Source organism: Micromonospora sp. NPDC005252 (genome assembly GCF_042872475.1).
Taxonomy (GTDB): domain Bacteria; phylum Actinomycetota; class Actinomycetes; order Mycobacteriales; family Micromonosporaceae; genus Micromonospora.
On sequence record NZ_JBIAKN010000006.1, the window covers coordinates 180,845 to 206,667 of the forward strand.

Sequence of the window (25,823 nt, forward strand, 5' to 3'; positions counted from 1 at the left end):
GGGCCCCTTGACCTAAGGAGAGAGGGATGAAGCGTGCGATACCGGCCGTCATCAGCGCTGCGACGGCCCTGACGCTTGTTCTCGCCGGTTGCGGCGGCGGAGACGAGCCAGTCGACCCCAATGCCCCGGTGACGATCACCCTGGCTGGCTGGAGTCTGTCGTCCACGCCCGAGTTCAAGACGCTCGCCGACGGCTTCAAGGCGACCCACCCGAACGTGACGGTGGAGCTCAAGGAGTACGCCCCAGGCAACGACTACGACACCCAGATGATCACGGACCTGGCCGCCGGCACCGCCCCGGACGTCTACGTGATGAAGAACCTCAAGAACTTCTACACGTACCAGAGCGGTGGACAGCTGCTCGATGTCTCCGACGTCACCGCCGGTCTCGACTCGGTGCCGGCGCTCTCGTCGTACCAGGTGGACGGCAAGGCGTACGCGGTGCCGTACCGGCAGGACTCGTGGGTGCTGTTCTACAACAAGGACCTGTTCGCAAAGGCGAAGGTGGCGCCGCCGGACGGCAGCTGGACCTGGGACGACTACACCGACGCGGCGAAGCGGCTGCACACCGGGCTGAAGGGGGCCGGCTCGAACGCGACCGGCGCGTACCAGCACACCTTCCAGTCGACAGTGCAGGGATTCGCGCTCGCCCAGACCCCCAACGCGGACCTGCTCTCCGGGGACTTCGGCTACCTGAAGCCGTACTACGAGCGGTCACTGGACCTGCAGGCGGCCGGCGCGCAGCCGACCTTCGGCACCGCGAAGACCAACAAACTCACCTACCAGGCGCAGTTCGGCAAGCAGCAGTCGGCGATGCTGCTGATGGGCACCTGGTACGTGGCCACGCTGCTCAACCAGCGACAGAGCGGTGACGCCGACACGTTCCAGTGGGGGATTGCTCCGGCGCCGCAGTTCGACAAGTCCACCACCGGCACCTCCGCCACGCCTGTCACCTTCGGTGACCCGACCGGCCTGGGGATCAACCCGAAGATCAGCAAGTCCAAGACCGCCGCGGCCAAGGCCTTCCTCCAGTACGCGGCCGGCCCGGATGCCGGCAAGGCGCTGGCCGCGATCGGCATCACCCCGGCCCAGGTCACCGACGCGGTCACCGCGACGCTGTTCGGGCTGGACGGCGTACCGCGGGACGACCTGTCGAAGTTCGCCTACACCACGCACACCATCAAGCCGGAGAACCCGGTGTCGAAGCACACCGCCGGCCTGCAGAACCTCCTCAACGAGACGCACTCGGCGATCCTCTCCGACAGCAAGGGCGTCGACGCGGAGCTGAGCAAGGCGCAGACCCGTGCCAAGAACGAGGTCCTCAACCAGTGAGCTGTTGGCGGGTCCGGCGCGCCTCCGTCGCACGCCGGTCCCGCCACCATGCCGAACGCTTCCGGAGACTCCCTATGGCAACATTGCCGCGCACGAGACCCAGGAACCGGCGGCTGGTGTCGCGCAACACTGTCGCCGGCTGGTCGTTCATCCTGCCCAACTTCGTCGGCTTCGCCGTGCTCACCCTGCTCCCCGTCGTCGTGCTGTTCTACGTGGCCTTCACCAACTGGAACGTCTTCGGGGTGGCCGAGTGGACCGGCACCGCCAACTTCCGGCGAATGTGGGGCGACGCGAGCTTCTGGACCGCTTTGCGCAACACCGTCTACTACACGGTCTTCCACATCCCGCTGACCCTCGCGGCGGCACTCGGGCTGGCGCTGCTGCTCAACCGCAAACTGCGCGGCGTACGGTTCTTCCGCACCGTCGCCTTCTTTCCCTACATCACCTCGATCGTGGCGATGGCGATCGTCTGGAACCAGCTGTTCAGCCCGGAGTACGGCCCGATCAACGCCCTCCTCGGTGTCGTCGGGGTGGACAATGCGCCGGGCTGGACCACGTCGTCGACCTGGTCGATGCCTGCGGTCATCATCGTCGGCACCTGGCGGTACATGGGTTACTACATGCTGCTGTTCCTGGCCGGCCTGCAGACCATCCCGGCCCAGCTCTACGAAGCGGCCGAGACCGACGGCGCCTCACCGTGGCAGCGGTTCGTGCACGTGACCCTCCCCGGGTTACGACACACCACCTTCTTCGTCACAGTGCTGCTCACCATCGAAAGTTTCAAGGTCTTCGACCTCATCCTCGTGATGACCGGCGGCGGGCCGGGCCAGTCGACACTGGTGCTCTCGCAGTACATCTACCAGAAGGGCTTCGAGGAGAACCAGTTCGGCTACGCCTCGGCGGTCTCCATCGTCCTGTTCGCCATCTGCTTCAGCATCACGGTCATCCAGTTCATGGTCAACAAGCGGAGGAACAGCTGATGACCGCGACCGACCTCTCCCTGCCCACCCCGGCCGTCGCCGCGCCCCGCAACCGCAGCGCGCCCGGCCGACCGGTCCGGTCCCGGGGCTGGCGGCTCGTCGGGTACGCCACCCTCGTGCTCGCGGCGGCCGCGCTGCTGCTGCCGTTCTACTGGATGGTGGTGGCGTCGTTGAAAACCAACAGCGACGTCTTCACCATCCCGATCACCTGGCTCCCCGATCCCGTGGTGTGGCGAAACTACCTCGACATCTGGCAGCGCTCGGACATGACGACCTGGTTGGGAAACACGCTGCTGCTGTCGGTGGTCGTCAGCCTCCTCCAGGTGGTGACCGGCAGTTTAGCCGCCTACGGCTTCGCCCGGGTCCGCTTTCCCGGCCGCAACGCGCTCTTCCTGGCGTACGTCGGGACGATCGCGGTGCCCTGGCAGTCGTACATGATTCCGCAGTTCATCCTCATGTCGAAGTTGCAGTTGTCGAACACGCTGTGGTCGATCGTCGCGCTACAGGCGTTCGGCGCGTTCGGCGTGTTCCTGATGAAGCAGTTCTACGAGACGATCCCCGAGGAGCTGAGCGAGTCGGCGCGGGTGGACGGGCTCAGCGAGTTCGGCATCTACCGACGGATCATGCTGCCGCTGTCCCGACCGGCGCTGGCCAGCCTGGCCCTGCTGACGTTCGTGACCACCTGGAACGACTACCTCGGCCCGCTCATCTACCTGCGCAGTCCGGAGCTGCGCACCATCCAGTTGGGTCTCAACACCTTCATCTCCCAGTACAACGCCGAGTACGCACTGATCATGACGGGCTCCGTGCTGTCGGTGCTGCCCGTCGCTGTCATCTTCCTGCTCGGCCAGCGCTACTTCATCGAGGGCATCGCCACGACCGGACTGAAGGGTTGAGGCCCATGCGTTCGCGCCACAACACCATCGCCGCCGTCTTCGACGGGATCTACGTCGCGCTCGTCAGCAACCTGCTGCTGGTGCTCGGTTGCCTGCCACTGGTGACGCTCGCGTTCACCACCGAGGCGGCGCGCTCCTGGCCGCTGTACGCGCTGACCGCCCCGCTCTGCGCGCCCGGGCTCTGTGCGGTCTTCGCGGTCATGTCCGCCTATTCGGCCGGCGACACCGGCGGCGTGCTGCGCACCTACGGCCGCGCCTGGCGAGCCACCGCCCGGCCGGCGATGCTCTGGACGGCGGCAGCCGTGGCTGCCCTGGTCGTGCTCGCCGTCGACGCCCGCGCCGCGTGGGGCCACCGGGTCGGGGCACTCGCCCTGCCGGTGCTGGCGACCCTGATCGTCCTCACCGTCGCTACCACGTTGCTGGGGTTGGTGACCGTCGCCGAGCGACCCACCGCGCGGTTGCGTGAGGTGGCCCGCGCCTGCGTGTATCTGGCGGTGCGCCGGTGGTACCTCACCGCCGTTTCTCTCCTCGTCCTCGTGCTGCTCGCACAGATCCTGGCGGCCCGTCCCGCGATCGCGCTCGGCCTCGCCGCCGCGCCACTGCTCTACGTCGTATGGGCCAACAGCCGCTTCACCCTGCGCGCCGCCCTCGACCCACCGGCGACCGCACCGCAGAGCACCTGAGCACCGCGTTCCGGCCACCGAGCCGGGACGCCGACAACGCACCTGCCCGGCACCGGACCGTACCCACGAGGGAGAACAGCATCCATGACGGCGACCGACGTCCGTCCCAGCTCCGACGCAGAAGCCACGGCGGCCGCGGTGGCCGCCGCGATACGCACGGTCGACGCGAACATCGTCACCTTCGGCGACCGGTACCCCGCGGACGCCACCGCCGCCAACCGCTACCCACTCCGGCCAGCGAGCGGAGGCCAGCCCGAGGGCGCCAACGTCGGCTGGACCACCAGCTTCTGGCCCGGGATGCTCTGGCTGGCACATGATCTGACCGGTGCGGAGCGCCACCGGCGGGCCGCGCTCTCCCACGTGGACAGTTTCGCGGCCCGGATGACCCGCGGCATCGACCTGGACACCCACGACCTCGGGTTCCTCTACACCCTCGCCTGCGTCACCGCGGCCCGCCGTACCGGCGACGCGCGGGCCCGAGGCGCCGCTCTCGCCGCCGCCGACCACCTGATGACGCGCGTCCTCGAACCCGCCGGAATCATCCAGGCCTGGGGCGACCTGAACGACCCCCGCCAACGTGGCCGCACGATCATCGACAGCCTCATGAACACGCCGCTGCTCTTCTGGGCCAGCCAGACCACCGGCGACGACCGCTACGCCGCCGCGGCCCGCCGGCACACCGCTCAGCTTCGCCAGCACATCCTGCGTCCGGACGGCACCACCTTCCACACCTTCTACTGGGACCCGGACAGCGGTGCGCCGCTACGCGGGGAGACTGAACAGGGCCACTCCGACCACTCCTGCTGGGCGCGTGGGCAGGCATGGGGCATCTACGGGTTCAGCCTCAACCACCGGCACGTCGGCGACCCGGCGCTGCTTGCCGCTGCGAGGACCTGCGCCGACCGCTTCCTCGCCCACCTGCCCGAGGACCACGTCGCGTACTGGGATCTGGAGTTCGGCGACGGCAGCGGCCAGGAGCGGGACAGCTCGGCCGCGGCCATCGCCGCCTGCGGCCTGGTCGAACTGGCAGACGGCCTTACCGACACCGCCAGCGCCGACCGGTACCGGACAGCCGCCGCGGAGATCCTGCGCTCGCTCATCGTCCACTACTCCACCGGTGGCCATCCGGTCTCGAACGCGCTGATCCTGCACGGCGTCTACGACAAACCCAAGGGCATCGGCGTCGACGAGGGAACCCTGTGGGGCGACTACTTCTATCTGGAAGCCCTCACCCGCGCCACGATCCCTGGCTGGGCCAGCCCCTGGTGACCAGCGATCGACCCGCACCGTCCGCATCCTCCGAAAGGTGACCATGGACTACCGCTACCACTGCGCGATTCCCGCCGTCGACGGCCGGAACCAGCTGCCCTTCAATCCCTGCCGTCTGCTGGACTTCACCCTGCTGCGGCTGTCGGCCGGCGAGTCCTGGACCGGCGAGTCCGGTGACCGGGAGATCCTGGCCGTCATCCTCGGTGGCACGGCCAGCTTCACCGTCGCCGGCCGCCACTTCCCGCAGGTCGGCCAGCGACCGGACGTTTTCTCCGGCAAGCCGCACTCGGTCTACATCCCGGCCGGCTCCTCGGTGACCGTCGAGGCGGTCACCGCCGTGGAGATCGCCCTCCCCAGCGCCCCCAGCGAGCTGACCACCGACCCCTATGTCATCGCACCGGAGCAGGTCGTGACAGGCCGCTGGGGAGCGGCCAACTTCGGCCGTACCTACCACCAGATCCTCACCGAAGTCTCGCAACCGGACCTGCCCGCCCGCCGGCTCATCGTCGGCGAGACCTACACGCCCTCGGGTAACTGGAGCACCTACCCGCCACACCGGCACAAGGTCGACGACCTGCCCGCCGAGGCTGCGCACGAGGAGATGTACTACTACCGCGTCAACCCGGCGGACGGGTTCGGCATCAGCCGGGTCTACACCGACGACGGGTACGAGGAGAACGTCACCATCCGCGAGCATGTGATGCAGATGATGCCCGAGGGGTACCACACAGTGGTCAGCGCGCCCGGCTACACCACCTATTTCCTGTGGTTCCTGGCCGGCACACAACGCACCCAGGGCGCCCGCGAGGACGCCGCGCTCGCCTGGGTGGGTCAGACCGTACCGACCCTGCGCAGTGTGGGCCTGTAGCGATGGCTGCCCCACTCGGCCACCCGGACAGCCGGACGGCCACGCGCCGCCCGGGAAAGGACCCGAGCGGCGCGTCTCCGACAGGCTCAGCGTTGCCTGAGGCGGCACTAGGCGCGCGTGCTCCACTGCTGGTTGGCGCCCCCGTGGCAGGCCCAGAGGTGCAGTTGCGTCCCATTGGCGGTGCCGGAACTGACGGCGTCGAGGCAGAGCCCCGACTGGGCTCCGGTGATGGTGCCGTTGGCGTTCAGGTTCCACTGCTGGTTGGGTTGGCCGTTGCAGTCCCAGATGATGACCGCGGTGCCGTTGCTGCTTCCCGCTCCGCTGGCGTCGAGGCACTTGTTGCCGTAGACGGTCAGGGTGCGGCTCGCGGTGTGGGTCCAGCGCTGGTTGGTGCGACCGTGACAGTCCCACAGTTGCGCGCGGGTTCCGTTGGTGGTGCTGGAGTTGGGGATGTCGATGCACCGGCCGGACTGGCTACCCGCGATCAGCACGTTCTGCTGGCCGGGCGGTGGGCTCGACGGCGGGGGCGTGGTGGGCGGGGGAGTGGTGGGCGGGGGAGTGGTGGGCGGCACGGTCGAGCCGAACTGGGTGAAGAACCTCCACACCTCCTGCTTGACCCAGCTCCGCGCGCCGCTCTCACAGCCGGCACAGCCGTCCACCGGACCTTGCTGGTGGCCGCCGTCGAACGCGGCCCAGACCACCGGATATCCGGCCGGACACGAGTAGGCGGTGGTGATGTGGGTCCGGCTACCCGGCGCCGGCTCGGGCGGGTTCTGCGCGGCGCAACCGTTGTTCCGGACGAACCTGTCGCGCAGCGCCCGTCCGTTCGGGATGTTGTCGTTGACGCCGTGGATCCCCAGGTACGCCACTGGCTGGGTGCCGCCGCTGCAGCCGCTGATCGCCCCGGGCGCCGCGATCGCCGCGACCGCACGGAACACGGTGGGCCGGGAACACGCCAACGAGTAGCTCATCGCGCCGCCGTAGCTGAATCCCACCGAGAAGAGTTGCGTCGTGTCGACACAGAGGGCGTTCTCGATGACGCGGACCATGTCGTCGGTGAAGGTCACATCCTCACCGTTGGAATTGCCCCAGCCGTTGTTGATGCCCTGCGGGGCAACGAAGATCGTGGTGTTGTTCGACTGGGAGAGCATGCCGTAGTAGGCCCACGCCGCTCCGTCGGTGCCGCCCGACGCCACCTGATCGGCGGTGCCACCCAGCCAGTGGAACCCGAACGCCAGTCGGTGGGCATAGGTGTTGTTGTAGCTGTCGGGCAGCCGAAGGATGAAGCTGCGGCTCTTTCCGCTGCTCTGGATCGTGTGGGTGCCGCTGTTCAGTCCGGGCGCCTTGCCGCAGCCGGCGGTGGTGGCGGCGGCCGCCGATCCGCCAGCCACGATGATGTACGCCCCGACGGCGACGAGAACCAGGACAGCCATGGCGGCCCCGATCCAGGGGCCGGAGAGTTTGCGAAGTGGCACAGCTGCGCCTCCTTGTGGTGGACGAACTTCCATTGGTGGTGTGGGCGTGGGGCGTCACCGGTCGGCGAGGAACCCGCGCGGCGGCCCTTCGTAGACCGTCGAGGGCCGTGCCGACGCCGCGGCGGCCGGTTCTGGTCGCCGAACCGACGGCCGGCGGTGAGCCACGCAACACATAGACTAGCATAATGATGTGACGTATGACGTCCGCGATCGATGCGGCGTCGGCCCGCCGGGTGGATCCACCCCTCGGGGCGCTCTGTTCGGTCAAGTCGAACGAGCATCTTCGATGCCTTGACACTCCAGTTGCGATCGCTAACACTTGTCCGCAACACGTACTTAATGATCTGGACACATGGCGTCTGCCTCGCCGGCGACACCGGCACGGCACGCTACCCACCGCTCCCCACCGCGCGGCCCTGGGTCGCGTCCCCTCGGAGCTGTTAACGCTCACATGTAGGTCGGCTCGGGGTGTTGTCGCCCGCCCCTCCGCGAAGGAGAAGGACCCATGTCGAGAGTCCTCGCCCGGCTCTACGCGGTGTCGCTCGCCGCGTGCCTGCTCTTCACCACCTGGTCGGTGGCGACGCCGAAGGCAGCGGTCGCGCTCGACCCGGCCGTCGGTTACCTGATGGCGCACTTCACCGGCGAGTCCTCGACCGGTCAACAGATCTACCTCGCCCACAGCGCCGACGGCCTGCGTTGGACGGACCTCAACAACGGCGGGCTCGTGCTGCGATCCACAGTCGGCACCCGCGGCGTCCGCGACCCCGCTCTGGTTCGCTCGCCCGCCGGTGACCGGTACTGGATCATCGCCACGGACCTGTGCATCGGCTGCGGCCAGGACTGGTCGACAGCGGTCAACAACGGCAGCCGCAACCTCGTCGTGTGGGAGTCCACCGACCTGGTCACCTGGTCCGCGCCGTGGCTGCTGAACGTCGCCGGCCCCATCGCGGACGGACGCAACGCCTGGGCTCCGGAGGCGATCTGGAACCCGGCCACCGGCGACTACGTCCTCTACTGGGCGACGAACGTCCCGCTCAACGGGGTGACCAAGCACCGCATCTACTACGCGCGCACGGCGGACTTCCGCAGCATCACCACGCCGCAGGTCTACCTCAGCCGGTCTGGCAGCCAGGAGATCATCGACACCCAGATCGTCGAGGTGCCGGCCGGTGCGGGCGCCTACCGTTACGTCCGGGCCTCCCGCGACGGCCAGATCACCCTCGAAGGCAGCAACTCCATCCTCGGCACCTGGACGACCCTCGGGAACCTGTCGGGCATCGGGCTGACGGGCTCCCAGGTCGAGGGCCCGATGTGGATGCGGTTCAACGCCCGTAACGAGTGGGTTCTCTACCTCGACCAGTACGCCAGCGGGCGCGGCTACCTGCCCGTCCTGACCACCAATCCGTCGAGCCCGGCCAGCTTCCGGCTGCCGGCGTCCGGCTCGTACGACATGGGCGGCACCAGGAAACGGCACGGTTCGATCCTCAACCTGACCGCCGCCGAGCAGAACCGCGTGCTCGCCCGCTGGCCCACCACGGCGGTCAACCGGATCCAGTCGTACAACCTCCAGGACCGGTTCGTGCGGCACTACGACTACGACGTCCGCATCGATCCGAACGTCAGCCCCGCGCAGGACGGCCAGTGGCGGCTGGTGCCCGGTCTGGCCGGCTCCGGCACGGTCTCCATCCAGTCGGTCAACTATCCGGGCTACTACCTGCGCCACTACGGGTTCGACTTCCGGCTGGAAGCCAACGACGGCACCGCCACCTTCGCCGCCGACGCCACCTTCCGGCAGGTCGCCGGCGTCGCCAACTCCTCGTGGACGTCCTTCCAGGCATACAGCCACCCGGACCGCTACATCCGGCACTACAACTACCTGCTCCGGCTCGACCCGCTCTCCGATGCGCAGAGCCGTGCCGACGCCACCTTCCGCGTGACCACCTGAACGCCGACCGTCTCCCCACACCGATTGGACCTGTCATGAAACGCAAAAGGCTGTCGCACGGACACGCGTCGCGGAGCACCCGGTCGTTGCGCCGACTTCTGATCGCTCTGGTGAGCGCGATGACCGCGCTGGTTGGCATCGTCGTCGTCACGTCGTCGCCGGCCACCGCCGCCACCAGCCAGTTTCGCGGCATGAACTGGGCCGTGTTGGGTGACAACTTCAGCACCGGCCCGCTCGTCGTGCAGGGCCTCAGCTCGTCCGACAGCAACGCGACGGTGCGGGCCAAGGCCAATGCCCTCTACGACAGCATGGCTTCCACCATGGGGGTCAACACCGTCCGGCTGCCCATCAACACCCACATGGTGGGAACGGCGTGGTGGGAGGCGTACCGCGGCGCCATCGACGCCGCGACCGCCCGCGGGTTCAAAGTCATCCTCGCCTACTGGGAGGACGGCGCGGCCTCCGGCGGTAGGATCACGAACCTCGCCGCGTGGAACGCGATGTGGTCCACGGTGACCAACACGTACGGCTCGAACACCAACGTCTACTTCGAGCCGATGAACGAGCCGCACGGCTACAGCTCGGCGGAGTGGCGCGACGTCGCGGCGAACTGGCTGAGCTACCACTACTCGGCGGTGCCCGGCCGGGTGCTCATCGGTGGCACCGGCTTCAGCCAGGATCTGCGCGACATCTGCAACGACACCCGCTTCAACTCGACCCTGCTGTCCTTCCACTACTACGCGTTCTTCTACGGCGCGATGACCTACGACGCCTTCCGCAGCCACATCCAGACCCGCCTGGGCAACTGCGCCTCCCGCGCGGTCGCGACCGAGTTCGGCGCTCCCATGAACGACGGCCGCAACTACGCCGACGCGGGCAGCACCGACAACTTCGTGCGCTACATCCGCGCGATGGCCCAGGTCATGCGCGACAACCAGATGGGCGGCACCTACTGGCCCGCCCTCGGCGGCAAGCCGGGCACCATCGGATACGACTGGTACTCGATGTTCGCCCTCGGCGGCAGCGGCACCAACCTCAGCCTGACCGTTCGCAACACCTCCGGCGCCGACCGGATCCGGTACGCCTGGGGCGACACCATCGACGGTGGTCCGACGACGCCTCCGCCCACGACGGGAACGTTCTACCGGATCACCGTGCGGCACAGTGGCAAGGCGATGGACGTCCAGCAACCGAACACCGACAACGGCGCGCGGGTCGGCCAGTACACGTACGGCGGCAACGCGTGGCAGCAGTGGCAGTTCCAGGACGCCGGCAGTGGCTACTGGCGCATCATCAGCCGACACAGCGGAAAGTGCCTCGATGTGGTGAGCGCTTCGACCGCCGACGGCGCCGAACTCGTCCAGTACACCTGTGGCACCGGCACCAACCAGCAATTCCAGATGGTCGCCAACGGCAGCTACTTCCAACTCCGCGCCCGGCACAGCGGCAAGTGCGTGGACGTACCGGCCGCATCGACGGCGGACGGCGTGATCCTCAAGCAGTATCCGTGCAACACCGGCGCCAACCAGCAGTGGTCGCGTACGGCCGTTTGACGCTCGTCTCGCCGCGACGACCGATCCACGGTGGCCCGCACCCCCGGTACCGAGCTGGTGACCGGCGCCGGGGGTGTGCGCCGTTGCGACGCCGCCTATGCCGGCGTCGCAACGGGCAGCCCGGCGACGTCAGACGGCCCTGAGGTCGGCCGCGCCGAAGGAGACGGCGAATCGCTTGCACCAGATGGAGACGCTCAGGAAGTCGCGGGGGTCAACCGATGCCGGTATCTCGTACACCTGGTTGCCCTGATTGCCCTTGAGCCTGGCCAGTTCGACCCATTCGCCGTCATCGAACACCCGCCACCCGGCCTTGCCGAGGGTGACCGGTTGGTCGGTCAGCCACACTCGCAGGTCCGGCCCGCTCGACGTATTCAGGTCCCGGATGACGAGCTGGTGGCGCCCGTCGGCGAGCCGGTGGATCTCGGCCCTGCCGGTCGTCCGGTGCTCATGGGTGACGAACTCGCCGGCGGTCAGGATCGCGTTCCCGGCTGGTGTCGCCGCCGGAACCGCCGACGCGGGAGTGGGCGCGGTCGACGTCGTCACCACGGGGGGAACCGCCTCGTCGACGTACGTGTCGGTGAACAGCTTCCACGGTTGGAACCAGTAGAGGGCCAGAGCCGTCACGAGGACAGCGGAGGCGAGACCGGCCCAGGCCACTCGCGACCGGAAGATCCATTTTCCCACCCCCGCAGCGTACGACCCCCGCAGCCGTCGAACTGGTCGCGAACCCTTTCGGAACCCTTACGACGCTCCGGGTCGCCCACTCCAGCCCACGTCGGTTGTCGTCGATGAACAGGTGGTGCGGTGCGGTTGCGGGCCGGCCGGGCCGGCACACCACACCGTTGCCGATCGCCCAGGCTGATAGGTTGATCTCAGGTGTGCCGGGAAGCCTGGTCGGCGTTGCGATAACGGCTGACCAGAACCGGAGAAGCGCCGAATGAGCATCCTGGCCTGGATCGCGGTGGCCGTGTTCGCCGCCGCCTACGTCCTGATCGCCACCGAGAAGATCAACCGGGTGGCGGTGGCCCTGGGCGGCGCGTCGATCATGTTGGCGATCGGGGCGACCGATGCCGAGCATGCGTTCTTCTCCGAAGAGGCGGGCATCGACTGGAACGTCATTTTCCTGTTGCTGGGGATGATGCTGATCGTCGGAGTGCTGAAACGCACCGGCCTGTTCGAGTACTTGGCGATCTGGAGCGCGAAGAAGGCTCGGGGCCGTCCGTTCCCGATCATGGTGATCCTGGTGGTGGTGACCGCCGTGGTGTCGGCGGCGCTGGACAATGTCACGACCGTGCTGCTGGTGGCGCCGGTGACGCTGCTGGTGTGCGAGCGGCTCGGCGTGCCGCCGATCCCGTTTCTGATCGCCGAGGTCATGGCGTCCAACATCGGTGGCGCGGCAACCCTGGTCGGCGACCCGCCGAACATCATCATCGCCAGCCGGTCGGGGTTGAGTTTCACCGACTTCCTGAACGTCATGGCCCCGCTGGTGCTGATCGTGCTCGTCGTGTTCGTCGGCCTGTGTCGGATCATGTTCCGCACGGCGTTCCGCTACGACGCCGAGCGCGCGGCCCGGGTGATGGCGCTGCGAGAGGCGGACGCGATTCGCGACCGCCGCCTCGTGGTGATCAGCCTGGTGGTGCTCGGCACGGTGCTGCTCGCGTTCAGCCTGCACACGGTGCTGGACCTGGAGCCCTCGGTGGTGGCCGTGCTCGGTGGCCTGCTGTTGCTGGCGTTGTCGCGGCTGGACACGGAAGACGTGGTCAAGGACGTCGAGTGGCCGACGCTGGTGTTCTTCGCCGGCCTGTTCGTCATGGTCGGAGCCCTGGTCGCCACCGGAGTGATCGACAGCGTCGCCCGGTCGGCGACCGAGGCCGTCGGGGGCAAGCTGTGGCCAGCCACCATGTTGATGCTGTGGGCGTCGGCGGGGCTGTCGGCGATCGTGGACAACATCCCGTACGTGGCGACGTTGAGCCCGATCGTGAGCGAGCTGGTGAACGCCGAAGGTGGGCTCGGTAAGGCTCAGGTGCTGTGGTGGGCGCTCGCCATCGGGGCTGACTTCGGCGGCAACGCCACCGCCGTCGGCGCTTCGGCAAACGTGGTGGTGCTCGGCATCGCCGAACGTGCCGGGCACAAGATCACGTTCTGGGGGTTCACCAAGTACGGTCTGATCGTCACCGTGATCTCGGTGGCGATCGCGGTGCCGTATCTGTGGCTGCGATTCTTCTGACGCTCAGGTGCCGAGCATCCGGTCGAGCAGCCCGTCCAGGGTGATCGCGCCGGTCATCACCCGGTCGTGGTCGACGACCGCGACCAGCGGCACATTCGATCGCGCCATCACCGAGGCGACCTCGAGCAGGGTGGCGTCAGCGTTGACCGCCGGCAGGCCCGGACGGTTGCGGGGCAGCAGGTCCGCGACGGTGCGGTCGCCTATCCCCTCCAGGATCACGTCGGCAGCGGCCTCGTCGATCACCCGGGCCAGCGCCGGATCGTCCTGGCAGTAGGACGGCAGTGCCATCCGCAGCACCTGCGTGCCAGCCAGCACCGTCGACGGGCGGCCCTTGGCGTCCACCACGATCAGGCCGGGCAGGTCCTGCGCCGCCAGGATCCGCGCGGCCTCCCGGGCCGGCATGTCCTCGGTGACGGTGTCCATCGGGATGGCCACATCGCTCGCGCGCATGCACCGACGATACGCCCGGACGCCGCGTTGACCGCGCTGACGCCGCCTGGCAGCCCCCCACTCGCAGTGGACCTATTTCTGGTAGACGTCCGGAACGTCGTCATGGTCACGGTCGACCTGCTCGGCCTCGTAGATCTGCCGGTACACGCGATTACGCAACCGCAAGATGACCGTGGCGAGCGCGGCGGCAATCAGGGAGCCTCCCAGCACAGCGATCTTGACCCGGCCGTCGGCGTCGCTGCCGACACCGAAGGCGAGTTCGCCGATCAGCAGCGAGACGGTGAACCCGATGCCGGACAGCACGGCCAGGCCGACCACGTCGATCCAGGCCAGCCCCGAGTCCAGTCGGGCCCGGGTGAACCGCGCGACGAGCCAGGTTGCCAGCAGGATGCCGATCGGCTTGCCGACGACCAGACCGAGCATGATGCCCACGGCGATCGGGTCGGTGAGCGCCTGCGTCAGGCCGTCCAGCCCGCCGACGGCCACCCCGGCGGCCATCAGCGCGAACAGCGGCACCGCAACACCGGCGGAGATCGGCCGGAATCGGTGCTCGAAGTGCTCGGCCAGGCCGGGTCCGGGGCCGGCCCCTGTGGAGCGCGGCACCGGGACGGCGAAGGCGAGCAGCACCCCGGCGACGGTGGCGTGCACGCCGGAGGCGTGCACCAGCGCCCAGGTCGCGAACGCCAGCGGCAGGAGCAGCCACCATGAGCGCACCCGACGCTGCACCAGCAGCGTGAACAGGCCCAGCGGCACCACCGCGGCCAGCAGTGGCAGCAGCGACAGGTGGGCGGTGTAGAAGACCGCGATGATGACGATCGCCAGCAGGTCGTCCACCACCGCCAGGGTCAGCAGGAAGGTGCGCAGCGCGCTCGGCAGATGCCGGCCGATCACCGCCAGCACGGCGAGGGCGAACGCGATGTCGGTGGCGGTCGGAACCGCCCAGCCCTTCACCGCGCCGCCCCAGTTCACCACCGCGTACAGCAGGGCCGGCACGAGTACGCCGCCGACCGCGGCGGCGACCGGGACCGCGGCCCGGCGGGGATCACGCAGATCACCGGCGACGAACTCGCGCTTGAGTTCGAGACCGGCGACGAAGAAGAAGATCGCCAGCAGCCCGTCAGCCGCCCACGTCGCCAGCGACAGGTCAAGGTGCAGCGCGTGGGGCCCGACGGTGAGCGCCGTCATCGCCTGGTAGCGGTGCGCCCACGGCGAGTTCGCCCAGATCAGCGCCACGACGGCACCGACCAGCAGCAACGCGCCGCCGATCGTCTCCTTGCGCAGTACGTCGGCGATGCGACGTGCCTCAGCCCAGGAACCACGGCCGAGAACACGAGGAGGCGACTGAGGGTTCGACGTCACAAGCAGGCCAACTTTCGAAAGACGGGTCGGAACCATCTGCCGACCAGACTTCCCGGCGCACCGGAACCCATCGTACCGGGGCCTTTCGCCGCGGATCCCTCGACCGCAGACAGCCGACGGCGCGCCATCGGCCGCCAGATCTCGTTTCAACCGACCGGCTCCGTGGGTACGCTCCCACCGGCTGATCATCCGATCGACGGAGACCCTCGTGATCATGGCTCTGCTGCTCGACCTCGCCAACATCGTCGGTGGTTTCCTGCTCGCCGTCTCGGTGCTGCGGCTGTTGCCACGCGTCGGTGACGACCTGGGCCGCCTCGCCGGTCGGGCGGCCCCGATCGCGTGGGTGGTCGGCCTCGTGGCGCTCGTGACCGGCGGCTACCACCTCATCGTCCACCTGGTGTCCGGCCCCCGGGTGTTCCACTTCGAGGTGGTGGGGATCGGTGTGGGGCTCGCCCTGTTGTGGAGCCGGCTGACCGGTCGGCCGGCGTCGCGCGAGGAGCGGTCGGACGGCGCGACCGGAGTCCGCCTGTTGCTCGCGATCTTCGGTCTCATCGCGATCGTCGTCGGTATTCAGGGGCTCTTCACGCCGGACGGCTGATCAAGCCCGCACGCCCGACCCGCGCGTGCGGCGTTCGCGCATGAGCGGGGTGTCACCCCGGCGGTCAACGTCGGTTCCCATCAATTCCCTGATTGAGGAGAGTCCCATGTCGGTCCAGGCATTTCTCTACGTCATCGCGGTCATCCTGATCGTGCTCGCCGCACTGCCACTGCCCACTCGGGGTGTCTCGTTCGCGCTGCTGGGCGCCGCCTGCGCCCTGCTCGCCTACGCCTGGCCGGTGATCACCGACTGATTCTTCGTCGGTGTGGTCGGTGGCCGGCAACCAGCGCCCGACAGTGTTGCCGGCACCCGGCCATGTCCCACCTTGCGGGGTCCGACAGGGACTCGTCGATGGACGGACGCGACGGACGCCAGCGGCGTCCACGAGACGCTTCCGGTCACCGGGGCAGGCCGAAGTGGTGGGTGAGCGAGGCGCGCAGGGTGTCCGCATCCCCGGCGGACCAGGCGACGAAGCAGTCGGGGCGTACGAGCAACGCGGTCGCGGCCGTGCCCCGCAACGCGCCGCTGACGACGTCGACCCGGTCTCGCCAGGGCGCGGCCACCTCGGCGTAGACACCAGTGGAATCCAGTAGCAACGGCCGGGCGGTGCGGGTCAGCTCGGCGAGGCGTACCGCGGCGTGGTCGGCGTGCACGACCACGTCGGGGGCGCACCGGCCGGCCAACGGGTCGGCGGGGTCGGCGGGGTAGTGGATGTCCGCGCCGGACATCAGCGCCGCGATGTGCCCGGTCACCTCCGGGATGCGCAGCAGTTCGGCGAAGAGTTCCCGCAGGCCGGTGATCTCGTCGCCGGGCTCGATGAGCGCCGACTGCGCCTGGGTGGACATGACGACCCGTTCGGCTACGGGACGGCGCTCGGTCTCGTATGTGTCGAGCAGGCCCTGCGGCGCCCACCCGCGCACCGTGGCGGCCAGCTTCCAACCCAGGTTGACGGCGTCCTGCAGGCCGAGGTTGAGGCCGGGGCCGCCGATCGCGGGGTGCACGTGCGCGGCGTCGCCGACCAGCAGCACCCGGTCGGCGCGGTAGCGGGCGGCGATGCGGGTGTTGCCGCCGGTCAGCCGCCGCAGCAGGCCGGGGCCGTCGGGTGGGCCGAAGGGGATGTCGACGCCGAGCACCCGGGCGACGCTGGCGCGTAGCTCCGCCAGGGTCATGGGGGTCTCGTCGCTCGTCGGCGCGTCGGGCCACTCCGTCGTGCTCAGGATCGCCGGCCGGCCGGGGAAGGGCGCCCAGGCGATCAGACCGCGTGGGGTTCGGGTGTGCTGGAACGGCGGGACGACGCCGTAGCCGGGGGCGCACAGCCCGCCGGTCTCCGGGTCGAGGGATGACGCGGGGACGGTCACGGTGGCGGTGCGGGAGACCGACCGGTCGAACGTGGCGCCCGGGAAGTCGATGCCGGCGAGGCGGCGCACCGCGCTGCGACCGCCGTCGGCGCCGACGAGGAAACGGGACGTGAGCTGCGTACCGTCGGCGAGGTGAACCTCGACCGCGTCGGGGCGTTGGCGGAGGTCGACGACCTCGTGGCCGCGGCGCAGGTCGACGCCGAGCTCGACGGCGCGGGCGGCGAGGGTGGCCTCCAGCTGGGCCTGCGGCACGCCGAGCACGTAGTGCGGATTCTCCGCGAGCACCGTGAGATCCAGCGGGAACGCGCCGAAGGTGAAGGCCGGTTGGGGGGACGGCGGGGTGCTCTCGCCGCTGAGCCGCGCGTAGAGGCCGCGCCGGTCGAGCAGGCGGACGACCTGGCCGACGAGGCCGTTGGCGCGGGGCTCGCCTCCGGGCGTGGCGTGGCGTTCGAGGACGACAGGGTGGAGGCCGGCCAGAGCGAGTTCGCAGGCGAGCATGAGGCCGTTGGGGCCGGCTCCGACGATGAGTACATCGATCACGATCGTGATCCCTTCGGGGTGTGCGTCATCGCCGCGGCAGGCGCGGAACGCGACCGGCCCGCCGTGGGGTGTGACGCGGACAAGAAGTGGCTGGGGTGGTGCCGTGAGCGAGGGGCGGGCCTCAGCGGGGCGGCGCGGGGAGGCCGGCGGCGACCTGGGTGAACGCGTCGGTGATGAGGCGCTCGATCGGGGTGGGCGGGTCGGGGCTGTCGAGATAGTGCTGCATGGCGACGGCGACCGCGGCGCTGGCGGCGGCCGCGACGAGCCTCGGATACATGTCGGTGGCGAGGTCGGTGCCCGTGCGCTCGGCGACCGCGGCGGCCAACTCGGCCTCGGCGATCGCGACGGCGCGCAGCCGCTCGCCCTGCAGGGCAGGCTCGGCGAGCATGGTGCGTACGCCGGCCACCCACTGGGCGTGCGCGGGGGACGGCATGGCGTCGACCTCGGGGCCGCGGGTGAACTGCTCCAGCGAGGCCTGGGTGAGTGCCGCCCAGAGCGGCTCGTCGGCGGGGCGTTCCCGCAGCGCGGCGGCGGTGCGCAGGCTGCGGTCGAGGTGGCGGGAGGCGATCGCCTCGGCCTTGCTGGAGAAGTAGTTGTTGAAGGTGCGCGGGGAGACGCCGGCAGCCTCGGCGATGTCCTCGACGCGGACGTTGTCGTAGCCGCGCTCCGCGGTGAGGTGGATCGCGGCCCAGCCGAGCGCCGCCCGCGTCTCGGCCTTCTTGCGCTCCCGCAACCCCGTCATGCCACCACCCTAGCACTAATTGCGCGCCCCGCAAATATGCGTGCCACGCAAACTGATGGTCGCCGGTGCCCAGCTCACCCGACGATCGGGTAACTCCCGATCCTCGGTGACCGGGCGGCCTCACTCGGCGGGGAGGCGGTAGCCGAGTCCCCGTACCGTCTGAATCAACTCGGGCCGACCCAGTTTGGCGCGCAGCGCCGCCACGTGGACCGCCAGGGTGTGCCGGCCCGACCAGGTGGTCTGCCACACGTCCAGCATGATGCGCTCGCGCGTGAGCGCGAGGCCGGGCCGGCGGGCGAGCGAGGCCAGGATGTCGAATTCCTTGCGAGTCAACGACACCGGCCGGGCGTCCACGTGGACCGTGCGGGCCGAGAGGTCGATCCGTAACCCTCCGACGTCGATGACGTCGGACGGTTGCGGACCCTGCCGTGTTGTTCGCCGCAGCAACGCCTCGATGCGCGCCTGAAGCTCGTCCATCGCGAACGGCCTGACGACGTAGTCGTCGGCGCCCATCCGCAGGCCGACGATGCCGCCGCGCTCCTCGCCCCGTTCGGTGACCGCGATGATGCCCAGCTCGGCGCTGCGTTCCCGCAGCGCCCGGCACACGGCGAATCCGTCGCCGTCCGGCAGACAGAGATCCAGCAGGACCAGGTCGCAGGGGGCCGCCACGAGCGCTGCGGCACCGGTCGACGCGTGTTCCACCTGATAACCGTGCCGGCGCAGCGTCGAACCCAGGACCGCGGAGATCCGCCGGTCGTCCTCCACGAGCAAGATCCGCATCGCCCCGCCTGTCGTCGTCGCGGCGCCCACCCGGCGCGGGGCGAGAGCGGGATCGCCGGCGGCCAGGGCGGCCGGCGACGTCGTCGACGCACCTCGTCAGTCCCGAACGACGGGGGGGACGTTCCGCTGCGAATAACAGCCGACAGCGCTGAGCCGGCGCTGATTTCTGGCTGAGGTGGCGATCGGAGGGTCGGACGTCGAGGGCGCGAGGCATGGTTGCTCCGCCCGGAATACTGGTCCTTGAGGGACTCGCAGTCGAGGCGTCGCGATCGAACTTGAGAGAGTCTTGACCGGCGTCCCGGCTAGCCGAGCGGTGCCGCCTCGGCGGCGCCGATCTCCCGGAACAGCTCGTGTGCCGCCCGCCATCGGGTCTGAGCCGCCGACGGACGGCCCAGCGCCGCGTACGCGCCGCCGACGGTCATCAACGTGCGGGCGTACGCGAGACGTTGCCCTGCCCGGCGTTGGACGCGCAGCGCCGGACGGCCCTCGACGAGGCACCCCGCGGGATCGCCGAGGCCCAGTCTCGCGGCGGCGAGGCGGCTGCGCGCCTGACCGGCCACCAGCCGGTACCCACCGGCGCGGGCCGCCGCCATCGCACCGGTGGCGTGCTCGTGGGCGCTGTCGAACTCCTTGCGGGCCGCGCTGAGATCGGAGAGCAGCATCAGCGCCTCGACCCGGGCGCGCTCGTTGCCGGTCCGATCCGCCAGGTCAAGCACCAGATCGAGCCGGCGGCCCGCCTCTGCCAGCCGGCTCTGCCGCAGCAGTACCTCGGCGAGCGCGGTCTGGGTGACCACCTCCAGTCGGCCGTCCGGCAGTCCCTGGACGATGTCGAGGCCGAGGTGGAGCACCTCCTCGGCCTCCGCGTAGCGTCCCGCGTCACCGTGCACGCGGCCGAGCGTGGTGAGCGAAGCGGCCTCCTCGTGCCGGGCGCCGATCGTCCGGCCGACGCGCACCGCCTCCTCCGCTGCCGTCCGCGCCTCGTCGAGCCGGCCGAGCTCCCGGGCCACCAGCGCGAGGTTCTCGCTGGCCACGGCGGCGCCCAGATGTTGGCCGGTCGCCCGCAGCAACCCCATCGCCAGTTCGCCGTGCCGTGCGGCCGCAGCCAGCTCGCCCACCTCCTCGCAGGCGGCCGCCAGGTTTGCCAGCGTGCCGGCCTCGGCTCGGCGGTCGCCGATCTCCCGATCGATGACGAGAGCCTGCTCGAACCGGCTGATCGCGGCCCGGGGCCGGCCCAGCTGAGCCAGTGCGATACCGATGCTGCAGTGTGCCGCCGAGGCGCCGACCTGCCAATCGGCTCGGGCGGCGAGCGCCGCGACCGCCTCGTACTCGGCGCGGGCGGCGCGCAGATCGCCGGTACGCCAGTTCAGCAGTCCCGGGCTTTGTCGCATCACCGCCTCGCCGCGCAGGTCGCCGTCGCGGCGGGCCGCCTTGAGCCCGGTCCGGGCGATCGACCGCCACTGGCTCAGCGGCGTCCGCATGCGGAGGAAGTCGTACAGGGCGTGGGCGAGTTGCCACGCCATCCGGTCTCGGCCGTCGGCAGCCGCGTGTTCCAGCGCCGCCACCAGGTTCGCCGTTTCCGCACCGAGCCATTCGCGGGCGGGTGTCTGCTCGTCGAGCTCAGGGATCCGTACGCCGGTCGGCGGTGGATCCGGCGGCAGCCGTAGCCGCGACGGGCCGTTCAGCGCGGCGCTGGCCCGGGCGACAGCATGCAGGTAGAAGTGCAGCAGCCGGTGCACGGCGGCGGCATTGTCGGCCGCGTCGCCATGTTCGGCGGCGAGCTGCGCTCCGTACTCGAGCAGCAGGTCGTGGCTGACGATCCGGGCTGCCCGGGTGATTCGGATCAGGTGCAGTCGGGCGAGGGTGTCGATGAGCGGTTCGAGATCGTCGCAGGGCAGGCCGGTCAACGCCGCGGCCGCGGGTACGGCGAGGCCGGACGGTGCCGGCACCAGTCCGAGCAGCCGGAACACCCGACCTGCTGGGGCCGGGAGCGCCTGGTACGACAGCTCGAACGCGGCCCGGACGGCGGTGCTGTCGTCACCCTCGACCCGCAGCTGCGCGACCCGGCCCCGCGCGATCAGCTCGTCGAGGTGCCTGCGCACGCTCACGTGCGCCCGGTCGGCCAGGCGGGCGCCGGCGATGCGCAGGGCCAGCGGCAGGTGCCCGCAGATTTCGGCCAACTCCCGAGCAGTGGCCGGGTCGGCGTTGATCCGCTCGGCCCCCGCGGTGCCGACGAGCAGTTCCACCGCGTCGGCGGCAGGTAGGACGTCGAGAGTGAGCCGAGCGGCACCGTCCCGGGCGACCAGGCCGCTGAGCCGGTCCCGGCTGGTCACCACCACCAGGCAGTCCGGGCCGCCCGGAATGAGTGGCCGCACCTGGTCGGCGTCGGCGACGTTGTCCAGTACGAGCAGAACGCGTCGACCGGCGAGCGTCGAACGGTACAGCGCGACCTGCGCGTCCGGCTCGGCCGGTATCCGGTCGGCGGTGACGCCCAGCGCGTCCAGCAGCAGCGGCAGCGCCTCACCGGGGGTCCGGCGTGGACGACTGTGGAACCCGCGCATGTCCACGAACAGATGTCCGTCGGGGAAATGGTGGTGGACGTCGTGCGCCCACCGCACCGCCAGGCTGGTCTTGCCTGCCCCCGCTGGGCCGCAGACGACGGCGACCGGCGCCGCCCGCTCCTTCAGCGCCTCGTCGAGGAGGGCCAGTTCGCGTCGGCGGCCGACGAAGCCGGGGGTGGCCGCCGGCAGTTGCCGCGGCACCACGCCCGTCGGTTCCCGCACCCGCTGCCCCGCGGGTTCCGCGGCGGGCTCGGCGCCGGCGAGCATTGCGCGATAGGCCCGCTGGAGCTCCTCGCCCGGCTCGATGCCGAGCCTCTCGACCAGGTTCTCGCGGACCCGACGAAACAGGGTCAGCGCGTCGACCCGGCGGCCGCACCGGTGCAGCGCGATGAGCACCGCCAGCGCCAGACGCTCCCGGGCCGGGTTGTCGGCTATGAGGTCGGACAGATCGTCGACGATGTCACCGTACCGGCCCAGCCGGAGGTCGAGGTCGGCTCGCAGCTCAACCGCCGCGAACCGCTCCTCGTTCAGCTGTGGGGCGACGAGTTCGTCCAGCCACGGGCCGGCGACGTCCGCCAACGCCGGCCCCCGCCATCGGCGCAGAGCGCGGTCGACCAGCTCACGAGCCTGCTGCGGCTCGCACGTGCGCGCGGACCGCAGTAGATCCCGAAAGTCGTGCAGATCCACCGCGGACCGGTCGACGGTGAGCCGATAGCCGGTCCCCACCCCCACCAGCTCGGCTGTGCGTGGCGGGTCAACCGAGTTGAGCAGGGCCCGTAGTCGGGAGACGCAGCCCTGTACCGCGTTACGAGCCGATGCGGGCGGTGCCGTGCCCCACAGTGCCGTCACCAGGCGGTCGATGGGAACGATGTTTCCGCACTCCAACGCCAGCATGGCCAGCACGGTGCGTTGCTGCGCGGCCGACGGGCCCAGCCAGCGGGTGCCGTGCCACACGCCGACCGGACCCAGCAGCCGGATCTGCAGGCCGTCCTCCGCTTGGTCCACGCCCGGTCCGATCCGTAGGAATCCACGACGCTGGAAATGATCTCACCATCGACACGCAGCCGACGGCCCATCGACGCCCACCCCTGAATCAGCCGTCCGTGTCGTCGGTCACGCTCCTGCCGAGGCGTCTCAACGCCCTTCGGGACCTGGAGTCCACAACGGACAAGCTCGGCGCGGTGCGGCCGCCACTTGTCGTGGCTGCTTCGGTCAAGATCTGTTCAAGAACACCGCCGAAACCTGGACCCCTGAATTGTTCTCTTGAAACGGTGATGGGAGTGATCCAGAGCAGCGTCGATGTCCGGAGACACATCGATGCTCTCCATCGTCCGGACGCCGTCGTCACCACCTCGGGAGGCACCGTCGTGTCAGGACCGTCCGGAGCGCACTGGGGGCGCGCCGGGGGTCGATCAGCAGCACGGTCGAGGCGACCCCGGCGGGGTGGTCGACCGAGCAGCCCCAGTCCGCCGCGGCGTCGCTCCGGACTCGCGGGTTCTCGCTCGATTCGGGCGCCGATACCGGTAGATCGTCCTCAGGGACCAGATCCGAGGAGTACGCATGAACCAGGAAAAGGGACTATCGCGGCGGCAGATCCTCCGCGTTGGTGCCGTGGTGGGATCGACCGTCGCCGTGGTGGCTGTCTCGGGCGAGTCGGCATCGGCCGACCCGGGGACGGATGCGGCACAGGCCGGCTCGCGCGGTGAGCTGGCCCGCGTGTCAGCGGTGGCGGCCGGCGGCGCCGTGGTGGGTACGCCGAAGGTGGCGAACCGCACCGCGATCCGGGCGGCGGAGCGTGTTCCGTTCGCCGGCTTCCCGGACGGGATCGCCCCACGACCGGGTGACCTGGTCACCGTGACCGACCTGTGGCCCGGCCTCGCCGTGGCCGCCGTGCCGGTGGTGCACTGGGTGACCGGAGTGCCGAAGCGCGACGGCAGCGGCTATGCGGTCGCGGGCCAGCGGCTGGTCGCCTCGCCGTTGCTCGACAAGCGGACTGCACGGCGGGTGCGGGTCTGCGTCCTGGACACGGAACTGGCCGACGCCCAGGTCCTCGCGGTCGTCCCGGCCTGAGCTGGTGCCGATGATCGACGCGACGGTGCGGATCGTCGCGGCAGCAGTCCTGCTCTACACGGCGGGTCAGAAGCTCGCCGCGCCCGTTGCCTTCCGTCGCACGCTCGTCGCGCTCAGGATGCCGCGTCCGCGCGTCCTGGCCTTGCTGGTCAGCGGCGTGGAGCTGGTCACCGCGGTCCTCCTGCTGACCGCACCGCGCGCCTGGGTGACAGCGGGCCTCGTGATCGCGCTCGGCGCGTCGTTCGCAGGTGCGGCGTCGATCGCTCTGGCACGGGGCGCCTCGGTGCGCTGTGCCTGCTTCGGCGGCACGTCCGAGGCGAAGCTGGGTTGGACGCAGCTCGCGCTGCTCCCGATCTGGCTCGCCGTCGCCTGGACGGCGCACCGCGACTCATCAGATCTGCTCGTCGGTCCGGACGCCGTCGCGGTGACGGCGCTGGTGCTGTGCCTGGCGACCGTCGTCCGTCAGCTGTTGCCTCTGGCCCTGCGGAGCTGGAGCTACCTCAAAGTGTTGGAGAGTCAATGGGCTTCCTCTGGGTCGTCGTCGCCGCATTGAGCGTGCTGATGGGGATCTGCGTGTTGGCGCTGATCGACCAATATCAAACCCTCGAACTGATCCGTACGTCCCTCAAGCTCGAAGACAACCCGTCGCCGATCCCGATCCCGATGGACGACTCGATCAGGCCCTCCCTGGTCGGGCTCCCGGCACGGCTCGACGCGCAGCCGCATCTCGCGCTGCTCTTCCTGTCCGTGTCCTGCACGACCTGCCGGTCAATCGCGGAGGGCCTGCGCCGCAAGGACCTGGAACTGGTGTGGATCGTCCTGCAGCAGGCGCATTCCGAGCAGGAGGGCCGCGCCTGGCTCGAAGGACTGAACATACCGATCGACCGGGCGACCATCGATGTCGAGGAAAATGTCGCGCGGGCGATCGGCATCGACACCGTCCCGTCGGTGGTCCTCTACCGCTCGGGTGAGGCCTTCCTGGCCCAGACACTGCCGTCATTCCGGCAACTGCAACCGCTGTTGAACGCCCGCACCGTCCCGTCCCGCCTGCCCGTCGCCAAGGAAGGAACCGTACGGCTATGACCAATCAGATGGAGTGCGTGACACCGACCGAGACGGCGGTGCTCACCGACCGCCGTCGTAGCCGCCGATTCGCGCTCATGGGCGCGGCGTCCGCGGTCGTCGCCGGCCTGGCCACCGTACTGAAGGCATCCCCGGCGGTGGCCGACTGCCTGGGGTCGCCCTGCTGCTCGCTGGCCAGCTGCACCCGGTGCCACTACGCGGTCGAACCCGATCGCTACACCTGCCCGTCGGGCTATTACCGCACGTTCTGGACCTGCACCAGCGGCAGCCGCACGTACGGCTGCGGTGAGTGCAGCAAGAGCAAGACCTCGTGCTGGTCCGGTCCGTTCGCCTGCTCGATCTGGTACGTATGGTAGTTCTGTGGACGATCGTGCTCGCCGCGGTGGCGGGCTTCGCCCAGCTCTTCAGCCCTTGAGGCCAATCCTTCATCGGAGTCATCCGCCCCTTCGTGCAAGGGGACTCGTCCCGTCTCGTCCGAAGCGGTCTGCGCTTCGTCGCCGTACTGTCCGTCGCGCACATCGCCATGGCGGGCTTCGTCACCGCGTCGCTGTACCAGGTCGGCACCCTGTTCGCCGGGCGGCTCGATGCCCAGCTCACCGTGGGGCTGTGTCTCGTGGCGGCACTGGTGGCGGCGGCCTTCGACGTACACGCGATCCGGACGGATTCGTACGCCCCCGGGCTGCGCCGACAGACGTCCAAGGAACTGGGCCATCGGGAGAACATCCCGTGGTGGGTTCCGCCGATGATCTGGGGTCTGGACACCGGGCTCATGTGGAGCACGTTCCGGGTGTCGGCGACGACCTGGGTGCTGCTGGTGGCGGCGCTGCTCAACGTCGCTCCGCAGTGGAGTGGTCTGGTGTTCGGTGGCGCGTTCACCGGTCCACTGGTCGTGGCGATTCTCGCCGGTCATGGAAGCGTGAGTGACCTGGGGCGTCCGGGGCCACGGCGGCTGGTGCAGTCAACGGCGGTCGCCACGGCGTTGCTGCCGGCCATGGTGGTGGTCGTGTCGTCCGTGATCTGAGATTCGGCCGGGGCCCGACGTGGGGCCCCGGCCGAAC

Annotated in this window: 24 protein-coding genes; 16 read left to right on the plus strand and 8 right to left on the minus strand. The window is 69.8% G+C overall.

Annotated features, from left to right (window positions below; translation table 11 throughout):
- Window positions 1-26: 26 nt before the first annotated feature.
- The 6 genes from ACFYPH_RS19350 to iolB all read left to right on the plus strand — a co-directional run bounded on the left by ACFYPH_RS19350 (window position 27) and on the right by iolB (window position 6,027).
- On the plus strand, window positions 27-1,331 hold the full coding sequence (locus ACFYPH_RS19350; RefSeq protein WP_363936969.1) for an extracellular solute-binding protein: 1,305 nt from the start codon (window positions 27-29) through the stop codon (window positions 1,329-1,331).
- Between the two features lie 116 nt (window positions 1,332-1,447).
- Window positions 1,448-2,311: a carbohydrate ABC transporter permease gene (locus tag ACFYPH_RS19355; RefSeq protein WP_387183406.1), complete on the plus strand. Its 864-nt coding sequence runs from the start codon at window positions 1,448-1,450 to the stop codon at window positions 2,309-2,311.
- On the plus strand, window positions 2,311-3,207 hold the full coding sequence (locus tag ACFYPH_RS19360) for a carbohydrate ABC transporter permease (protein ID WP_387183408.1): 897 nt from the start codon (window positions 2,311-2,313) through the stop codon (window positions 3,205-3,207). The genes ACFYPH_RS19355 and ACFYPH_RS19360 overlap by 1 nt, the downstream gene beginning before the upstream one ends.
- Window positions 3,208-3,212: 5 nt before the next feature.
- The gene (locus ACFYPH_RS19365; protein ID WP_354862144.1) at window positions 3,213-3,890 is read left to right on the plus strand and encodes a hypothetical protein; all 678 of its coding nucleotides are present in this window, start codon (window positions 3,213-3,215) and stop codon (window positions 3,888-3,890) included.
- An 84-nt stretch (window positions 3,891-3,974) separates the two neighbouring features.
- Window positions 3,975-5,159: a glycoside hydrolase family 88 protein gene (locus tag ACFYPH_RS19370; protein ID WP_387183411.1), complete on the plus strand. Its 1,185-nt coding sequence runs from the start codon at window positions 3,975-3,977 to the stop codon at window positions 5,157-5,159.
- 43 nt (window positions 5,160-5,202) lie between these two features.
- The gene (gene iolB / locus ACFYPH_RS19375; RefSeq protein ID WP_387183781.1) at window positions 5,203-6,027 is read left to right on the plus strand and encodes a 5-deoxy-glucuronate isomerase; all 825 of its coding nucleotides are present in this window, start codon (window positions 5,203-5,205) and stop codon (window positions 6,025-6,027) included.
- A gap of 107 nt (window positions 6,028-6,134) precedes the next feature.
- Here iolB and ACFYPH_RS19380 read toward each other — a convergent pair whose 3' ends face one another.
- Complete coding sequence (locus ACFYPH_RS19380; RefSeq protein ID WP_363936962.1) at window positions 6,135-7,502, minus strand: ricin-type beta-trefoil lectin domain protein; 1,368 nt, start codon at window positions 7,500-7,502, stop codon at window positions 6,135-6,137.
- Between the two features lie 505 nt (window positions 7,503-8,007).
- Here ACFYPH_RS19380 and ACFYPH_RS19385 point away from each other — a divergent pair.
- Window positions 8,008-9,447, plus strand: a complete 1,440-nt coding sequence (locus tag ACFYPH_RS19385) for a glycoside hydrolase family 43 protein (protein WP_355066563.1) — start codon at window positions 8,008-8,010, stop codon at window positions 9,445-9,447.
- A gap of 119 nt (window positions 9,448-9,566) precedes the next feature.
- Window positions 9,567-11,000: an RICIN domain-containing protein gene (locus ACFYPH_RS19390; RefSeq protein ID WP_387183414.1), complete on the plus strand. Its 1,434-nt coding sequence runs from the start codon at window positions 9,567-9,569 to the stop codon at window positions 10,998-11,000.
- A 129-nt stretch (window positions 11,001-11,129) separates the two neighbouring features.
- Here the strand turns inward: ACFYPH_RS19390 and ACFYPH_RS19395 are convergent, their stop codons facing one another.
- A complete protein-coding gene (locus ACFYPH_RS19395) occupies window positions 11,130-11,684 on the minus strand; it encodes a DM13 domain-containing protein (RefSeq protein ID WP_387183418.1) in 555 nt (184 codons plus the stop codon).
- Between the two features lie 253 nt (window positions 11,685-11,937).
- Here ACFYPH_RS19395 and ACFYPH_RS19400 point away from each other — a divergent pair, with 253 nt between their 5' ends.
- Window positions 11,938-13,227: an SLC13 family permease gene (locus tag ACFYPH_RS19400; RefSeq protein ID WP_387183421.1), complete on the plus strand. Its 1,290-nt coding sequence runs from the start codon at window positions 11,938-11,940 to the stop codon at window positions 13,225-13,227.
- Window positions 13,228-13,230: 3 nt separating this feature from the next.
- Here the strand turns inward: ACFYPH_RS19400 and ACFYPH_RS19405 are convergent, their stop codons facing one another.
- Both ACFYPH_RS19405 and nhaA read right to left on the minus strand, forming a co-directional pair.
- Window positions 13,231-13,677, minus strand: coding sequence for a CBS domain-containing protein (locus tag ACFYPH_RS19405; protein WP_354855530.1), 447 nt, complete (start codon window positions 13,675-13,677; stop codon window positions 13,231-13,233).
- Window positions 13,678-13,749: 72 nt separating this feature from the next.
- Window positions 13,750-15,072 carry a Na+/H+ antiporter NhaA gene (nhaA, locus tag ACFYPH_RS19410; protein ID WP_387183424.1) on the minus strand — a complete coding sequence of 441 codons (1,323 nt, stop codon included), beginning with the start codon at window positions 15,070-15,072 and terminating at the stop codon, window positions 13,750-13,752.
- 178 nt (window positions 15,073-15,250) lie between these two features.
- On the opposite strand from nhaA, the gene ACFYPH_RS19415 reads away from it, so the two are divergent.
- Together ACFYPH_RS19415 and ACFYPH_RS19420 are read left to right on the plus strand one after the other, a co-directional pair.
- On the plus strand, window positions 15,251-15,634 hold the full coding sequence (locus ACFYPH_RS19415; RefSeq protein ID WP_354855533.1) for a hypothetical protein: 384 nt from the start codon (window positions 15,251-15,253) through the stop codon (window positions 15,632-15,634).
- Window positions 15,635-15,740: 106 nt separating this feature from the next.
- A complete protein-coding gene (locus ACFYPH_RS19420) occupies window positions 15,741-15,887 on the plus strand; it encodes a hypothetical protein (RefSeq protein WP_272616708.1) in 147 nt (48 codons plus the stop codon).
- A 145-nt stretch (window positions 15,888-16,032) separates the two neighbouring features.
- Here the strand turns inward: ACFYPH_RS19420 and ACFYPH_RS19425 are convergent, their stop codons facing one another.
- The 4 genes from ACFYPH_RS19425 to ACFYPH_RS19440 form a co-directional block, all read right to left on the minus strand.
- The gene (locus ACFYPH_RS19425; protein WP_387183427.1) at window positions 16,033-17,532 is read right to left on the minus strand and encodes an FAD-dependent monooxygenase; all 1,500 of its coding nucleotides are present in this window, start codon (window positions 17,530-17,532) and stop codon (window positions 16,033-16,035) included.
- A 121-nt stretch (window positions 17,533-17,653) separates the two neighbouring features.
- Window positions 17,654-18,274, minus strand: coding sequence for a TetR family transcriptional regulator (locus tag ACFYPH_RS19430; RefSeq protein ID WP_354855527.1), 621 nt, complete (start codon window positions 18,272-18,274; stop codon window positions 17,654-17,656).
- A 120-nt stretch (window positions 18,275-18,394) separates the two neighbouring features.
- On the minus strand, window positions 18,395-19,054 hold the full coding sequence (locus ACFYPH_RS19435) for a response regulator transcription factor (RefSeq protein WP_387183784.1): 660 nt from the start codon (window positions 19,052-19,054) through the stop codon (window positions 18,395-18,397).
- A 302-nt stretch (window positions 19,055-19,356) separates the two neighbouring features.
- On the minus strand, window positions 19,357-22,617 hold the full coding sequence (locus ACFYPH_RS19440; protein ID WP_387183430.1) for a BTAD domain-containing putative transcriptional regulator: 3,261 nt from the start codon (window positions 22,615-22,617) through the stop codon (window positions 19,357-19,359).
- A gap of 555 nt (window positions 22,618-23,172) precedes the next feature.
- Here ACFYPH_RS19440 and ACFYPH_RS19445 point away from each other — a divergent pair.
- The 5 genes from ACFYPH_RS19445 to ACFYPH_RS19465 all read left to right on the plus strand — a co-directional run bounded on the left by ACFYPH_RS19445 (window position 23,173) and on the right by ACFYPH_RS19465 (window position 25,786).
- On the plus strand, window positions 23,173-23,682 hold the full coding sequence (locus ACFYPH_RS19445) for a hypothetical protein (RefSeq protein ID WP_387183433.1): 510 nt from the start codon (window positions 23,173-23,175) through the stop codon (window positions 23,680-23,682).
- 10 nt (window positions 23,683-23,692) lie between these two features.
- Window positions 23,693-24,235 (plus strand): MauE/DoxX family redox-associated membrane protein, encoded by a 543-nt coding sequence (locus ACFYPH_RS19450; RefSeq protein WP_354855525.1) that lies wholly within the window; start codon window positions 23,693-23,695, stop codon window positions 24,233-24,235.
- Complete coding sequence (locus ACFYPH_RS19455; RefSeq protein WP_354855524.1) at window positions 24,202-24,765, plus strand: hypothetical protein; 564 nt, start codon at window positions 24,202-24,204, stop codon at window positions 24,763-24,765. Before ACFYPH_RS19450 ends, ACFYPH_RS19455 begins: the two co-directional genes overlap by 34 nt.
- Window positions 24,762-25,121, plus strand: a complete 360-nt coding sequence (locus ACFYPH_RS19460) for a hypothetical protein (RefSeq protein WP_354855523.1) — start codon at window positions 24,762-24,764, stop codon at window positions 25,119-25,121. Before ACFYPH_RS19455 ends, ACFYPH_RS19460 begins: the two co-directional genes overlap by 4 nt.
- A gap of 92 nt (window positions 25,122-25,213) precedes the next feature.
- On the plus strand, window positions 25,214-25,786 hold the full coding sequence (locus tag ACFYPH_RS19465) for a hypothetical protein (protein WP_387183438.1): 573 nt from the start codon (window positions 25,214-25,216) through the stop codon (window positions 25,784-25,786).
- The last annotated feature ends 37 nt before the right edge of the window (window positions 25,787-25,823 follow it).

Excerpts from the sequence above, each read along its gene's own strand:
- ACFYPH_RS19350 (WP_363936969.1), top strand. The coding sequence starts at position 27 with ATGAAGCGTGCGATACCGGCCGTCATCAGCGCTGCGACGGCCCTGACG.
- ACFYPH_RS19360 (WP_387183408.1), top strand. The coding sequence starts at position 2,311 with ATGACCGCGACCGACCTCTCCCTGCCCACCCCGGCCGTCGCCGCGCCC.
- ACFYPH_RS19365 (WP_354862144.1), top strand. The coding sequence starts at position 3,213 with ATGCGTTCGCGCCACAACACCATCGCCGCCGTCTTCGACGGGATCTAC.
- ACFYPH_RS19370 (WP_387183411.1), top strand. The coding sequence starts at position 3,975 with ATGACGGCGACCGACGTCCGTCCCAGCTCCGACGCAGAAGCCACGGCG.
- iolB (WP_387183781.1), top strand. The coding sequence starts at position 5,203 with ATGGACTACCGCTACCACTGCGCGATTCCCGCCGTCGACGGCCGGAAC.
- ACFYPH_RS19385 (WP_355066563.1), top strand. The coding sequence starts at position 8,008 with ATGTCGAGAGTCCTCGCCCGGCTCTACGCGGTGTCGCTCGCCGCGTGC.
- ACFYPH_RS19390 (WP_387183414.1), top strand. The coding sequence starts at position 9,567 with ATGACCGCGCTGGTTGGCATCGTCGTCGTCACGTCGTCGCCGGCCACC.
- ACFYPH_RS19400 (WP_387183421.1), top strand. The coding sequence starts at position 11,938 with ATGAGCATCCTGGCCTGGATCGCGGTGGCCGTGTTCGCCGCCGCCTAC.
- ACFYPH_RS19405 (WP_354855530.1), bottom strand. The coding sequence starts at position 13,677 with ATGCGCGCGAGCGATGTGGCCATCCCGATGGACACCGTCACCGAGGAC.
- nhaA (WP_387183424.1), bottom strand. The coding sequence starts at position 15,072 with ATGGTTCCGACCCGTCTTTCGAAAGTTGGCCTGCTTGTGACGTCGAAC.
- ACFYPH_RS19415 (WP_354855533.1), top strand. The coding sequence starts at position 15,251 with ATGGCTCTGCTGCTCGACCTCGCCAACATCGTCGGTGGTTTCCTGCTC.
- ACFYPH_RS19420 (WP_272616708.1), top strand. The coding sequence starts at position 15,741 with ATGTCGGTCCAGGCATTTCTCTACGTCATCGCGGTCATCCTGATCGTG.
- ACFYPH_RS19430 (WP_354855527.1), bottom strand. The coding sequence starts at position 18,274 with ATGACGGGGTTGCGGGAGCGCAAGAAGGCCGAGACGCGGGCGGCGCTC.
- ACFYPH_RS19435 (WP_387183784.1), bottom strand. The coding sequence starts at position 19,054 with ATGCGGATCTTGCTCGTGGAGGACGACCGGCGGATCTCCGCGGTCCTG.
- ACFYPH_RS19445 (WP_387183433.1), top strand. The coding sequence starts at position 23,173 with ATGAACCAGGAAAAGGGACTATCGCGGCGGCAGATCCTCCGCGTTGGT.
- ACFYPH_RS19450 (WP_354855525.1), top strand. The coding sequence starts at position 23,693 with ATGATCGACGCGACGGTGCGGATCGTCGCGGCAGCAGTCCTGCTCTAC.
- ACFYPH_RS19455 (WP_354855524.1), top strand. The coding sequence starts at position 24,202 with ATGGGCTTCCTCTGGGTCGTCGTCGCCGCATTGAGCGTGCTGATGGGG.
- ACFYPH_RS19460 (WP_354855523.1), top strand. The coding sequence starts at position 24,762 with ATGACCAATCAGATGGAGTGCGTGACACCGACCGAGACGGCGGTGCTC.